Below are 13,415 nucleotides of genomic sequence, written 5' to 3' on the forward strand. Positions count from 1 at the left end.
AACATAGACTAATAGGAAGTCCACTAGGGGTGCCGACCGGCTGAGACAAGTTTTCTTGATCCCTTTGAACCTGATCTGGCTCATACCAGCGTAGGAAAGTGGCAATGTTCAGTTTTGTACTGTCCTTTGCCACTCCGTTTATAAACGGAGTGTTTTTTATTTCCTTTATGTGCTTGTTTGTGACTTCCTCATAATTAAAGGAGGATTTTGATGTCATTTTCATCTCAATTAAGACAAGAAGCAAACTATATTTACGAAGCCATTTTTAACCACCCTTTTATTAAAGGAATTGCTGAAGGAGACGTGCCAAAAGAAGCGCTTATTCACTACGTTTCTCAAGACTACGAATACTTAACAGCATTTGTCCGCATTTACGGCGCTGCTTTAACAAAATGCCGTACGCGTACCGAAATGGAAGCCTTTAATGCCGGCATTTCTACGGTATTACATAGTGAAGTACACCCTCATAATAATTTTTGTGAAGTAGCAGGCGTACGCTATGAAGACCTCCACACTGAGGCTCTTTCACCAACGGCCAGCCACTACATTAACCATATGACAAGCGTTGCGCATACAGGCAGCTTAGCGGAAATCATTGCCGTGCTTCTTCCATGTCCGTGGACGTACGTTGAAATTGGCCAGCGCATTACAGAACAAGTAAATCCATCTCCTTCTCATCCTTTTTATGAATGGATTCAGTTTTATAATAATGAAGAAATGAATGGCACAACACAATGGTTTTGTAACAAACTTGATGAACTCACCGAGCAAGCGACTGAAGAAGAACGTAATCGTATGAAAGATCACTTTATCAAAAGCTGTGAGCTGGAGTATTTATTTTGGGAAATGGCGTATACACAAGAAAAATGGCCGCTTTCTCAGCTTTCACTTTCAAAATAACGAAAAAGCCTCCTATCAGGAGGCTTTTTATTTCAATAATTTTTTAATCATTTTCAAGTTTTGTTTCTCTGAAGGATAGCGGAATGACAAATCAAACTTGGTTGTTTGAGACAGCATGCTTTTAAAATGAGAAAATGTCTGAAAGCTGTCTTTTCCATGATATTGGCCCGTACCGCTTTCTCCAACTCCGCCAAAGGGTAAATATGGCGTAGCGATATGCATAAGCGTATCATTTATACAGCCTCCTCCAAATGAAAGACGCTCCGTTATGACGTTTTGTACATTTGCACTTTCCGTAAACAAGTAAAGAGCTAACGGCTTAGCTTTTTCTTGAACTTTATGAATAACTTCGTCTAACGTTTCGTATTCAATCATAGGAAGAATAGGCCCAAAAATTTCTTCTTGCATAACGTCTGATGTCCAGCTTACTTCACTTAACACCGTAGGTTCTATTGTGAGCGTACTTTTATTATACCCGCCTCCAACTATAGCGTTTCCGTCTTTTAAAAACTCAACTAGCCGAATAAAATGGCGCTCACTGACAATACGGCCGTAGCGCTCACTTTCAAGCGGATTACTACCGTAAAATTGATAAATCGCTTCGCGAAGTTTCTCCACTAGCTGCGCTTTTACCTTTTTATGCACGAGCAAATAATCGGGAGCAACGCACGTTTGGCCTGCATTCATTCCTTTGCCAAACATAATTCGCTTCGCTGCAAGATCTAGGTTTGCATCTTCATGTACAATGCACGGACTTTTTCCTCCTAGCTCCAGCGTGACGGGAATAAGCTGCTTCCCTGCTTCTTGCATAATAATTTTCCCTACATTTACACTTCCCGTAAAGAAAATATAATCGAGGGGCTGTTTTAAAAGCAGGCTCGTCGTGTCTACAGCGCCTTCAATCACGGTCACAAATGCTGGATCAAAAGCCTCAGCTAGTAATTCTTGTATAACCCGAGATACGCTAGGCGTTAATTCAGAAGGCTTTATAATCGCCGTGTTTCCAGCGGCAATCGCTCCTACTAAAGGAGACAGCGCTAATTGAAACGGATAGTTCCACGGAGCAATAATTAACGCGACTCCATACGGTTCAGGAACAATTTTCCCTTTAGAGCCCACGTGTGTTAAAGCGGTTTTTACTTTTTTAGGCTTCATCCATTTTGCTAAATGCTTAAGCGTAAACCGAATTTCCTCTAGTAAAATCCCAATTTCCGACGTGTACGCCTCTACTTCGGATTTATTCAAGTCTTGTTTTAAAGCATCCATAATTCTCTGCTCGTTTTGTTTGACTGCGTCTCTGAGCTTATTCAGCGCTTGAATGCGGCTGCTGATGCTCTTTGTCTTTTGTGCATAGAAATACTGCTTTTGTGTAGAGACAATATGTTCAATGACCGTTTCATCTGTGATATAGAATTGCTCGTGGTTCATCTCTTTCATCTCCCTATAAACATTCAGCTTCAACTGTAGCAAGCAAGCTTTTTAATAGCTCAACTGCCTCGTTTAAAGCTAATGAATAATATCTCTGCGTTCCTTTTTGCTCAATTTGCACAAGCTTTTGATCACGTAAAATTTTTAAATGATGAGAAATTGCCGGTCGTGATAAAGTAGACTCGTTTGCAATTTCATTAACGGTTAAAGGCTCTTTTTCCGCGAGCAGCAAAATAATATCTTGTCTTGCTGAATCACTTAGAGCCTGAAAAATAGGAATGCTGGCACGAAATAACTCCACTGCTTTTTCACTCATAAATATTCTCCTTTATTTAATTTCTTGTGTTCTGCGGACAACGGATGAAAGCCACTTTCTTGGTACAAAGCGCGGGATGAAGGTGGCGAGACGAAACTGTACTCCTGGTACGATAACCGTCTGACCTTTCATAAATTTTTTATAGCCCGCTTTAGCAACTGCTTCTACATCCATTGCACCGCTTTGAAAAAGCTTGGAATTGCTCAGCTGGGCCCGATCGCTAAAACCCGTTTTAGTTGGACCCGGGCATAGAGCACTTACCGTTACATTGGTACCTCTTAATTCATTTTCAAGGGCCTCTGTGAAAGATAATACGTACGCTTTCGTTGCGTAATACACTGTCATAAGCGGACCCGGCATAAATGCAGCAACGGACGCAATGTTTAAAATTTTCCCGTGATTTCTTTTGACCATATCGGGTAAAAATAATTTTGTTAAATGAGTTAATGCTCGGATATTTAAGTCAATCATGTTTAACTCTTCATCTAAAGCTGTTTCAATAAATTTACCGTATAGTCCAAAACCTGCATTGTTCACTAAATAATCAACGTGCATTTCTTTATTTTTAAGTTCTTCATACAGTGACTGTATCTCTTCTTCTCTTGATAAATCCTTTACAACCGTTATCACGTCAATATTATAAGTAGATTTTAAATTCTCTCTAATCGCTGTTAGTTTATCAGCACTTCTGGCAACTAAAATTAAAGAATGGCCATCCTTTGCGAATTGATAAGCTAACTCTTTACCTATTCCTCCGGACGCACCGGTGATGAGCGCATAATGCTGTGACATAGTGTTCACTCCTTATGTTTATATGTTCAAGAACTTAAACATTTAAACTTATCTTATAGGATTCATTTTTTCCCGTCAACTGTTTTCTATACTCTCCTTTTCTTTTATGTTTTCCATTTTTGCCATTTGCGCATTTCTGTACATTTTTTTACAAAATATGCGTTTTCTTTACATAGAAGGCTAATGTCGTCTAGTTTTGACAACCTTTGTCACCTAGCAGGAAAACAAGTGAAGATATGGTGAATACAACATACAACAAATAATCCATTACATAGTTGGATGAAAATAGATAAGGGAGGAAATAAAAAATGATGGAGACGTATACAATTAAAAAAGTAAGTGATCAATTAGAGGTAGAAAAGAAAACGTTAAAACAATGGGAAAAATTATTGGGCAGCTATTTAACAATTGAACGAGTAGATGGGGCCCGTGTCTATACAGAGGAACAAATTGAATTATTTAATGATATTAAACAGCTGTTTGATGAACAATGTACGTTAGATGAAGTCAAAGAATATGTTCAGCTGCTGATAAAGGAACAAGAAGAGCAGGAGCATTTAGTGATGGAATCAGAGGCAGCGGTTTCAAAAGAAGAGGAACCAGCAAAGTTGAAAACTGCTAAAAAAGAAAACGTCATCGATTTTCAAGAACACTCCAATAAACAGATGAAGCAAGAAAAGAAAAAAGCTGCTGAAAAGCAGGAAAGCATTTCAGAGAATAAGCAAGAGAAGACCCCTCCTATACCTGAAGCACGATTAGCTACTGAAGAAGAAAAGCAGGCTATTTCTGCTTCTATTGAAGAACCAAAACCAAACGACCTTGTCGTGAATGAAAAAGAGCTGCTTCAAGGGGAACTAGTAGAAGCTGTTCGCCGCTATGAAGATGTGTTTGAAGTACTTGATACGTTTAAAGCTGATTTGTTAAAAGAAATGCGAGAAGGAATGCGAAATGAAGTTCGGGAAGAAATTGTCGGAGAAGTAAAAAAAGAGCTTGAAAAAAGTGCTACTCAAACTGTAGAAATGGTGGAGTCGGTCGGGGCATATATCTCTGAGTCTTCAGAACGCAGCGCAAGAGATGTAGAAAATATGTCTAAAAAAATTATCCGTTCTAACGAAAAATCGTTTGATGAAGTCACTTCTTTGATTGAAGATTATTCAACAATTGCGGAAGAAAAAACAGAGGATATGCGTCTGTTCATGAAAGATGTCATGGAGAATGCGGATGAATCCTCTAAAGAAATGCAGTATTTATTAGACCGATTCTCAAGCAATTCTACCGTTGCGATGAATCAAGTGAAATTTATGGTTGAAAAACTAAACAATTCTTCAACTAATACGACAGAAGAGCTTCGTGATTTAATTGATTCGATGAATGAAGAACGAGTCTATTATTTGAAAGAAATGGAGAAAGAGCGTAAGCTTCATCGTCAAAGCGTAGCTGAACGCGAAGAAATGTTTAGTGATTTTGTCCAAACCTTCAGACAAACCGCCGCTGCTGATATGAAGCGAAAACGGAAGTGGTGGAAGCTGTTTCTCTCCTGAAAACACCGGCCCTATGATAATAGGGCCGGTGTTTTTTGATGGTATAAGCACTAGTAGTTTGTCTGTACGAAACGTTAAGGTAACCTATGCTGATGAGACGTTATACTTTGAAAAGCATGATAGCCGCTTACCGATACGCCTATAGTCCCCGCTCCCGGAAACACTGTATCTCCGCATAACCACAGCCCTTGTAAGCCAGATCGATGCGAAATGCTGTTGAACAAGGCATGATCTAACGTTTGCGGAAAGCCTCCCACTCCGCCGTTTGGGCGAGAAGTGAACCTTTCCCATGCTTTAGGAGCTCCTGAAATTTGATGCTCTGCTTCTTCAATGTTAGGAATGATAGTTTTAATTCCTGCTATCATTTTTTTCTCAAGAACTTGTTTTTGAACATCATAGGTTTCCTTGTTACTCCACTTGCTAAGCTCAATGTGAGTAGATGCTGTAATTGTACGCTTGCCTTGAGGCGCACGAAAACGATCGTCAGGATGAGACACGGAAATAAATAAATGATTTCCTTCCGTCATCTCGCCTTGTTCGGATTGAAGCACTTGCTGAAACAACTCTACCTTCTGCGGAAGATCTCTTTCATCAATCGCAACATACATCGAAAACGTTCCCCACTGCGGAAGCTTGCTTTTTTCTTTGGCCCTCTTATGGATATGTTGGTAATCTTCATCATGCAGTAAAGACTTTAAGCTTTGAATTGGCGCGTTGCATACAACGTCTGAAGCGCGGTAGCGGTTACCTCTATGATCATGCACGATCCACTCGTCGTTATCACGCTCTATCTTTACTACTTTCCTTCCTAGAGTCGTTTTTCCTCCGTTGGCTTTAATAGATTTTTGCAGGGCTTCTGCGACTTTGTATAAGCCACCGTTCACATAGAAAGCTCCTTCGTGATAAATATCCAACGCTAGACATCCGATAAGCATTGAACAGTTCTCACTCGTTGTCTGCATGCTGTCTATTAATTGACCATCAATAAAATGAATAAAGTCCGTTTCGTCTAGCAACCTGTGTTTTTTTAGTAAATGACTAAACGATCGATGAAAATAAGGTAATAACTTCACAGACCCAAGATTTAACGAACTTACCAGCCTACTCCACTCACCGATTGTGAGAGGAGGAAGAACCGGCAGCGGCCGCATGAGCTTGCGAATTTCTTTTGCAACTCTAAAAACACTTTCATAGAAGCTCCTAATATTCTTCGCTTTATGAGGAAATTGTTTTTGAATATACGAAATATGCTGATACCGGTCTTGATAATAAATTAGTGTACGATGTGGAAGATGAACTTTCATGATTTTCTCAAGAGAAATCTTTTCAATTTCTAGGCCCAGGTATGTGCTGATTCGCTCATGTATCCCTCCGCGCTCAAATCCCATTCCAAGCGTCGCTCCGACAGGAAATGTATAGAGATGGCGCTGGAATTTCCCGGCACAGCCTCCCCACTCTCGAGAAGCTTCTAAAACCGTCACTTCATAGCCATGTTTAGCTAAAAGCGCTCCCGCTGTTAACCCACCTATTCCTCCACCTATTACAACAACTTGCTTATGCATGTTTTCACCTTCTTTAACTCTTTCTTCTATTGTGCAAAAAAAAGAAGCTCACCGCAATTTAGAAGCGGCTCGTTACAGCAATAAAAAAGCTGTGAATGATCTCACAGCTTTTTGGCTTATTTCGTAATCACTCCACAAACAATTCGATCTCCTGAGTTTCCTGAAGGATCTGTTGTGTAATCGTCTACTTTATCATGTATCACTAATGCCGACCCATCCATATCTATAAGAGAATTCGGCTTTCCTTCTTGCAACGTCACAAGAGAAGCAAAAATTTCGGTATCTACTTTTCCATTTGGCGCAACTTCTAAGTTGGGCAAGTCACCCGCATGCGGGCCTTTTGTATTTTTAAAGCCGTGTTCACGTTTAAAAGGATTAAAATGGGCCCCTGCTGTTTTGAAATCCGGCACCTCACATTTTCCTATTTCATGAATATGAAATCCATGTCTCCCGGGTGAAAGACCTTGAGCAGTTAATTTAATTTGCACGCCGTTCTTTGCTTCTGTCAGCGTAGCCTCTCCTACTTTTTTGCCTGAGGTATTCGTTAAATCTACTTTAACAGGTCCTACCGATACCTCGCTCGTTTCTTTCGCTTCCTCGGTTTTCAGGTGGTTTTCATGAGCGTTATTTTGCTCTTTTACCATGCTGCATGCTCCTAACAACAACAGAACAAAGACTACGCATCCGTTCATTATCAACTTTTGCATCCGTGATTCCTCCTTTTGCTTATTTATCACCATCCTTTCACTATTTTCCTTTTTTTAGACATCAAAACTAAGATTGAGACATACGTTCACCTTACCAAAGAAAAAATCCGAACGAGTTGGATTCTTAATAAAGAACCTCAATTCATCGTTCGGATTTTCCTTCAACTAAAATACTTTGTTTTAACGTCTTACTTTTGTTTAAAGTTGTATTCTTTTTCCGTTCCGTTTGAAAAACGAACTTCTAATTCAAACGACTGAAAATCTTTTTTCAGGCCAAACGCATCGATTACTTCCTTTTTTACATCTTCATCGGGGGTGCGCTGATCAAAATTTAACTTTTTAAATGTTGAAGATAATTTATTAAACGCTTTGTCTCCGTTCAAGTGCTCATCGTTAATATTATCATCCACTTTGGCTTCTATCTCATCGTTTTCATTTTCATAGTCGGCTTCATAATCATTATTAAGCCCCTTGTAGTCTACTTCTAAATCAAATTTTGAAAAGTTAAAAGATGTGTTTTCACTTTGATTATCATAGCTCATCGGCGTTCCGCCATTTGTCACGCCTTGTTTATTTTGAGCTTCTCTCGCGGGTGCTGCATCATCATTGTGACATGCTGAAAGTACGCTCATACCTATAAGGGAAAAGAATATGAAAAAGGGTCTTTTCTTCACTGTATTTCCTCCTTTGACTTCACTCTTCCTTCCCTTTATGTCCACAAATTCAATTTATATACGCCTTCACTAGAAAACCCCGCTCTCTAAAAAGAAAGCGGGGTTTTTCGTCTTGTTTATTTTACATTAGAATAAGAAATACTGTACATGCTGTTAAAATAGGTATTATAAAGAGCTTGAACAGCACGGTCTAAAGCGTCTGCTTTCACACCAAACATCATGCTTACCTCAGAAGAACCTTGGTTAATCATTTCAAGATTCACTTCAGCACGAGCAAAAGCTTCTGTAGCTTTCGCAGCAATTCCTACTGTGCTATTCATTCCCTCTCCTACTACCATAACCATAGCAAGATCACGTTCAATAAAGATTTCATCTACTTCAAGTTCTTTTTCAATTCGAGCAAATACGCGTTTTTCCACATCTGGCGTAAGCTGATGCTCGCGCATGATGACAGAGATATTATCAATTCCTGAAGGAGTATGTTCGTATGAAATACCTTCATCTTCTAAAATTTCAAGCAATCTTCTGCCAAAACCAATTTCACGGTTTAATAAGTATTTGCTCACATGAATATTGCAAAAACCTTTGTCCCCAGCGATTCCAACTACTGGCGTATCGCCGTGAGAGCGCTCAGCTACAATGAATGTACCTTTTGCTTCAGGATTATTTGTATTCTTAACACATACAGGAATGCCTAGTTTATAAACCGGCTCTAGCGCTTCATCATGGAAGACAGAAAAACCTGCATAGGATAGTTCACGCATTTCTCTGTATGTGACTTCTTTCATTTCATGAGGCTTTTCCACAAGTCTTGGATCTACGCTGTAAATAGCATCTACGTCAGTAAAGTTTTCATACAAGTCAGCTTTTACTCCTGCTGCTACAATTGAACCTGTAATATCTGACCCACCGCGCGAGAACGTAACCATGTTCCCTTCTTCAGAGTAGCCAAAAAATCCTGGAATCACCAAAATGCCCGAACGCTCTCTTAGCTGCGGCAGTTTTTCATAAGACAGTGGAAGCACTCTTGCTCTTCCTGGTTCATCAGAAACAAAAATACCTGCTTCTTTTGGATTTACATAATGAGCTTCAAACCCTAAATGGTTTAAATAAGCAGCCATTACCTTTGCGTTATTATCTTCTCCACTTGCTTTGAGACAATCTAATAAGCGAAACGGATCGTTTTTATGTAAATCAATAAGTGATTGTAAATTCGCAATAATATCAGTAATAATCGTTTCTGGCATAGACAAGTCAACCACGATTTCACGATAGCGATCGATTACTTGCCCAAACTCATCGACGTAATCTTCTCCAAGCTGTATTTTGGCAGAAAGTGCGATTAACAAATCTGTCATTTTTGTATCTTCTCCGTATCGCTTGCCCGGAGCTGATACAACTACCAGCTTTCTCTCTTTATCAGACGTTACAATATGCGCAACCTGTTTAAATTTCTCTGCGCTTGCAACTGAACTCCCGCCAAACTTCGCAACCTTCATGTTTGAGACACTTCCTTACTTTGTTTTTAATATTCGATTATTGTACCATATTTTATCAAGTAGAAAAGCTTATCTATCTAACTTTTCTAAAAATTAAAGGAATACTACCGTAATTGTACTCTCATAAAGAACAAATGTCTACCACAAAAACACAAAAAGACTGATTTTACATCATGTAAAATCAGTCTTTTTGTGTTATTCTGCTTTTGGTTTTTTTAATATACCTACAAGGACTGCTGTCACAATGGCACCAATTAAAATTGCTAGTGCATATAAAAGAGGATTTCCTTGTACAATTCCGATAACGAATACACCGCCGTGTGGTGCTGGTAAACCGATGTGGAACATCATTGTTAAAGCACCTGCTACTGCAGCACCGATAACCGATGCGGGAATAACACGGCCTGGGTCAGCTGCTGCGAATGGAATCGCACCTTCTGTGATAAATGAAAGACCCATTACATAACACGTTTTACCTGTTTCACGCTCTTGGCGAGTAAATTTGTTTTTGAACAAAGTTGTCGCAATAGCCATACCTAGTGGCGGAACCATACCGCCTGCCATAATCGCTGCGTGTGGAGCATAGTTTCCAGCATCAATCATTGCGATACCAAATGTAAAGGCTGCCTTATTAATAGGACCACCCATATCAATAGCCATCATACCGCCTAAGATAATACCTAATAATACTAAGTTACCCGTGCCAAATCCACTTAACCAGTGCGTTAACCCTTTGTTAATTGCACTAACTGGCTCATTTACAACATAAAGCATAATCAATCCTGAGATAAAAATCCCAAATAGCGGATAAAGAAGAACTGGCTTAATTCCATCAAGAGCTTGCGGCAGGACGCTGAACAATTTCTTTAATCCCACTACTACATAACCCGCTAAGAAACCAGCGATTAAACCACCTAAGAAACCGCCTCCGCCAGAAGCTGCTAAAAGACCTGCAACCATACCAGGAGCTAAACCAGGACGATCAGCAATACTCATTGCAATGAACCCTGCTAGTACCGGTACTAGTAAAAAGAATGCATTATCTCCGCCAATTGTTTTTAGCGCCGCTGCAAACGCATTGTACGTTGGATCTTTCGGTTCTGCTGAGTGAATACCAAACATAAATGAAATGGCGATTAAGATCCCGCCCCCTACAACAAACGGAAGCATTGCTGATACACCGCTCATTAGGTGTTTGTAAAACCCTGTACGCTCTGATCCTTTACTTTCTCCGCCTTCTTTGCTGCCACCGCCGCCGCTGTATACAGGAGCGTCTCCTTTTAACGCGCGGTTAATTAATTCTTCGGGCTTACGAATTCCTTCAGCTACTGGAACTTGAATAACTTTTTTACCTGCAAAACGTTCCATTTCTACTTGCTTGTCCGCTGCAACAATAATAGCGGTAGCGTTTTCAATTTCTTCCTTCGTCAACGCGTTTTTAACACCGCTGGAACCATTCGTTTCAACTTTGAGCGTCACGTTCATGTCTTTCGCTTTTGCTTTTAGGCTATCCGCTGCCATATACGTGTGGGCAATTCCCGTTGGACAAGCCGTTACAGCAAGCACTAATTGATCTGAAGCTGTATCCACTTCTTCTTCCGGCGCTTCATTTTCAGTTTCTTTATCATCAATTGCTTTAATGACTTCATCAATTGATGATGCTGTTAGCAACGTTTTTCGGAACGATTCGTCCATTAATAACGTAGACAAACGAGATAATGTTTCTAAGTGAGCATTATTCGCGCCTTCACTCGCTGCAATCATGAAGAATAAATGTGCAGGCTGTCCGTCTAATGATTCATAATCAATACCTTCTGTTGAGCGTCCAAATGCAATGGCCGGTGTTTTTACCGAGCTTGTTTTTGCATGCGGAATGGCAATGCCTTCCCCAATTCCCGTTGTACTTTGAGATTCACGATTTAAAATTGCTTCTTTATAGCCAGCTCGGTCGCTTAAGCGACCAGCTTCGTCTAATTTTCCAACTAACTCATCAATAACATCAGCTTTTGACGTGCTTTTTAAATCAAGAATGATTGTATCTTTTTTTAATAGTTCTGTAATTCTCATTCTCGGTTCCCCCTACTCTACCTTTGTGATTGACACTTGTTCACGAAGCGTCTTTACATCTTCTGCTGTACATAATTCAAGTGAGAATGCTGTGGCACTTCCTGAAGCAACTCCTGTTTGAAAGGCTTCTAATAAATCCCCTTGCTTTACATAAGAAGCAATAAATCCAGCTACAAGTGAATCGCCAGCTCCAACAGAATTTTTCACTGTTCCTTTAGGGACTGTGGCACTGTAGACACCGCTTTCGTTAATAAGAAGTGCTCCATCGCCTGCCATGGATACAACGACGTTTTGCGCTCCTTGTTCCACAAGCTTTTTACCGTATACTAGCGCATCTTCTGCACTGTTTACTTCTACATCAAACAATTCTGCAAGTTCATGATGATTTGGTTTGATAAAAAACGGCTTGTGAGACACGACGTCTAGCAAGGTTTTTCCACTTGCATCTACTACTACTTTTACTCCGTTCGCTGCTGCTAGTTCCGTTAACGTTTCATACACAGAACTTGGAAGCGTTTTCGGTATACTTCCTGCTAATACGAAGATATCGCCTTCAGTCATTTGCTTTACTTGACTCAATAAAGACTGAAGCGCTTCGTCTGTAATAGCAGGCCCTTGACCGTTAATTTCTGTTTCTTTTTCCGTTTTTAACTTTACGTTAATGCGGGTATCTCCATCAACTCTTGTAAAAGCTGTTTCAATATTCTCCGCTTTTAAGTAGTCTTCGATATAGGTTCCTGTAAAGCCGGCTACAAAACCGAGAGCTTTATTATCAACATCTAATCGCTTTAAAACGCGAGAGACGTTAATGCCTTTCCCTCCTGGAAACTTGGCTTCATTCGTTGTGCGGTTAAGTCCGCCTTCTTCGAATGCTGAAACATGTACTACGTAATCAACGGATGGGTTCAACGTACATGTATAAATCATGATTTCACAACCTTTATGTCTGTTTTGTTTGCATACTGTATAAGTACATCACTAGGTACGTCATTTGTTATAATTTTTGCTTCATGTAAATCGGCTATTTTCGCAAAACTTGTTTCAAAAAACTTAGTAGAATCTGATAAAATATAAGATTCTCTAGAAAGCTTCATTGCCGTTTGCTTGATCAATGCTTCTTCTGGATCAGGAGTTGTATATCCATATTGATGATGAATCCCATTCGCTCCCATAAAGCACTTATCAAAACGATACTGCTCAAGACTTAAAAGAGCTCCATTGCCAATTAAAGCGCCCGTTTTATGTTTAACAGATCCTCCAATTAAATAGAGGGTGATACCTTGTTCTAGCATCGGGTTTAAATGCATTAAACCATTTGTCACGACAACTACATCTTTTTGCTTCAAAAAAGGAATCATTTCATACGTTGTAGTTCCTGCATCTAAAAAAATACAGTCACCTTCATTTATAATGGAAGCCGCATACTCTGCAATGTTTCGTTTATCTTGAATATTTTTAGCAGATTTTTCGATAACGCTCAGTTCGATTCGTTTACTGCGAATAAGCGAAGCGCCACCGTGAACACGTTTGAGCATTTGCTCTTCTTCTAGTTGACTTAAGTCTCTTCTAATTGTGGATTCCGAAGCGCCTGTAACTTCGATAAACTCTTGCACTTTTACAAGTTCTTTCTCTTTTAAAAGTTTTAAGATTAGTTGATGTCTCTCCGGCGTTAACATGTTCTAGCTCCTTTTTCAAAAAAGCGTTTTCATTTATTTCATGTACTTACTTTATCACGGTTTACATTCAAAATCAATCATAAAAAATCAAAAACATTCATTTTTTTAATTACAAAATAAAGTTTTTTGAACGAACAATTAGATTTGCATTTGTTTTGATAATAGTTTATACAAAAGGAAATAAGCTGGTAATTCAAGAATTTGTCTACTTTTCTCATTATATGTAAAGGTTTTCTTGCAACTAATTAGCTAT

The 13,415-nt window shown here is 39.5% G+C and carries 12 protein-coding genes and 1 riboswitch; of the genes, 2 read left to right on the top strand and 10 right to left on the bottom strand.

Features of this window, described 5'->3' with window-relative positions:
- The first annotated feature begins 15 nt into the window (after positions 1 to 15).
- Positions 16 to 114: riboswitch (TPP riboswitch) on the top strand.
- Positions 115 to 210: 96 nt separating this feature from the next.
- Positions 211 to 900, top strand: coding sequence for a thiaminase II (gene tenA, locus ACH6EI_RS13995; RefSeq protein ID WP_108674648.1), 690 nt, complete (start codon positions 211 to 213; stop codon positions 898 to 900).
- Positions 901 to 927: 27 nt separating this feature from the next.
- On the opposite strand, the gene ACH6EI_RS14000 is transcribed toward tenA, so the two are convergent.
- The 3 genes from ACH6EI_RS14000 to ACH6EI_RS14010 are packed head-to-tail and all read right to left on the bottom strand — an operon-like array spanning position 928 to position 3,436.
- Positions 928 to 2,328 carry an aldehyde dehydrogenase gene (locus ACH6EI_RS14000; RefSeq protein WP_108674647.1) on the bottom strand — a complete coding sequence of 467 codons (1,401 nt, stop codon included), beginning with the start codon at positions 2,326 to 2,328 and terminating at the stop codon, positions 928 to 930.
- 13 nt (positions 2,329 to 2,341) lie between these two features.
- The gene (locus ACH6EI_RS14005; RefSeq protein WP_033578848.1) at positions 2,342 to 2,644 is read right to left on the bottom strand and encodes an ArsR/SmtB family transcription factor; all 303 of its coding nucleotides are present in this window, start codon (positions 2,642 to 2,644) and stop codon (positions 2,342 to 2,344) included.
- A 12-nt stretch (positions 2,645 to 2,656) separates the two neighbouring features.
- Positions 2,657 to 3,436: an SDR family NAD(P)-dependent oxidoreductase gene (locus ACH6EI_RS14010; RefSeq protein WP_028413524.1), complete on the bottom strand. Its 780-nt coding sequence runs from the start codon at positions 3,434 to 3,436 to the stop codon at positions 2,657 to 2,659.
- A gap of 308 nt (positions 3,437 to 3,744) precedes the next feature.
- On the opposite strand from ACH6EI_RS14010, the gene ACH6EI_RS14015 reads away from it, so the two are divergent.
- Positions 3,745 to 4,977, top strand: coding sequence for a helix-turn-helix domain-containing protein (locus ACH6EI_RS14015; RefSeq protein ID WP_028413525.1), 1,233 nt, complete (start codon positions 3,745 to 3,747; stop codon positions 4,975 to 4,977).
- Between the two features lie 74 nt (positions 4,978 to 5,051).
- Here ACH6EI_RS14015 and ACH6EI_RS14020 read toward each other — a convergent pair whose 3' ends face one another.
- The 7 genes from ACH6EI_RS14020 to ACH6EI_RS14050 all read right to left on the bottom strand — a co-directional run bounded on the left by ACH6EI_RS14020 (position 5,052) and on the right by ACH6EI_RS14050 (position 13,162).
- Positions 5,052 to 6,539: a phytoene desaturase family protein gene (locus ACH6EI_RS14020; RefSeq protein ID WP_108674646.1), complete on the bottom strand. Its 1,488-nt coding sequence runs from the start codon at positions 6,537 to 6,539 to the stop codon at positions 5,052 to 5,054.
- A 116-nt stretch (positions 6,540 to 6,655) separates the two neighbouring features.
- Complete coding sequence (locus ACH6EI_RS14025) at positions 6,656 to 7,246, bottom strand: superoxide dismutase family protein (RefSeq protein ID WP_028413527.1); 591 nt, start codon at positions 7,244 to 7,246, stop codon at positions 6,656 to 6,658.
- A gap of 188 nt (positions 7,247 to 7,434) precedes the next feature.
- Positions 7,435 to 7,920, bottom strand: a complete 486-nt coding sequence (locus ACH6EI_RS14030) for a YusW family protein (RefSeq protein WP_028413528.1) — start codon at positions 7,918 to 7,920, stop codon at positions 7,435 to 7,437.
- Between the two features lie 116 nt (positions 7,921 to 8,036).
- Positions 8,037 to 9,419, bottom strand: a complete 1,383-nt coding sequence (locus ACH6EI_RS14035; protein WP_098999886.1) for an aspartate kinase — start codon at positions 9,417 to 9,419, stop codon at positions 8,037 to 8,039.
- Positions 9,420 to 9,614: 195 nt separating this feature from the next.
- Positions 9,615 to 11,486: a PTS fructose transporter subunit IIABC gene (locus tag ACH6EI_RS14040; protein ID WP_108674645.1), complete on the bottom strand. Its 1,872-nt coding sequence runs from the start codon at positions 11,484 to 11,486 to the stop codon at positions 9,615 to 9,617.
- 12 nt (positions 11,487 to 11,498) lie between these two features.
- Positions 11,499 to 12,413 carry a 1-phosphofructokinase gene (gene pfkB, locus ACH6EI_RS14045; RefSeq protein WP_108674644.1) on the bottom strand — a complete coding sequence of 305 codons (915 nt, stop codon included), beginning with the start codon at positions 12,411 to 12,413 and terminating at the stop codon, positions 11,499 to 11,501.
- Positions 12,410 to 13,162: a DeoR/GlpR family DNA-binding transcription regulator gene (locus tag ACH6EI_RS14050; RefSeq protein WP_028413532.1), complete on the bottom strand. Its 753-nt coding sequence runs from the start codon at positions 13,160 to 13,162 to the stop codon at positions 12,410 to 12,412. Before ACH6EI_RS14050 ends, pfkB begins: the two co-directional genes overlap by 4 nt.
- Between the last annotated feature and the right edge of the window lie 253 nt (positions 13,163 to 13,415).

It is taken from the genome of Priestia sp. JSM ZJ58, assembly GCF_044383985.1.
Classification (GTDB): Bacteria; Bacillota; Bacilli; order Bacillales; family Bacillaceae_H; genus Priestia; species Priestia zanthoxyli.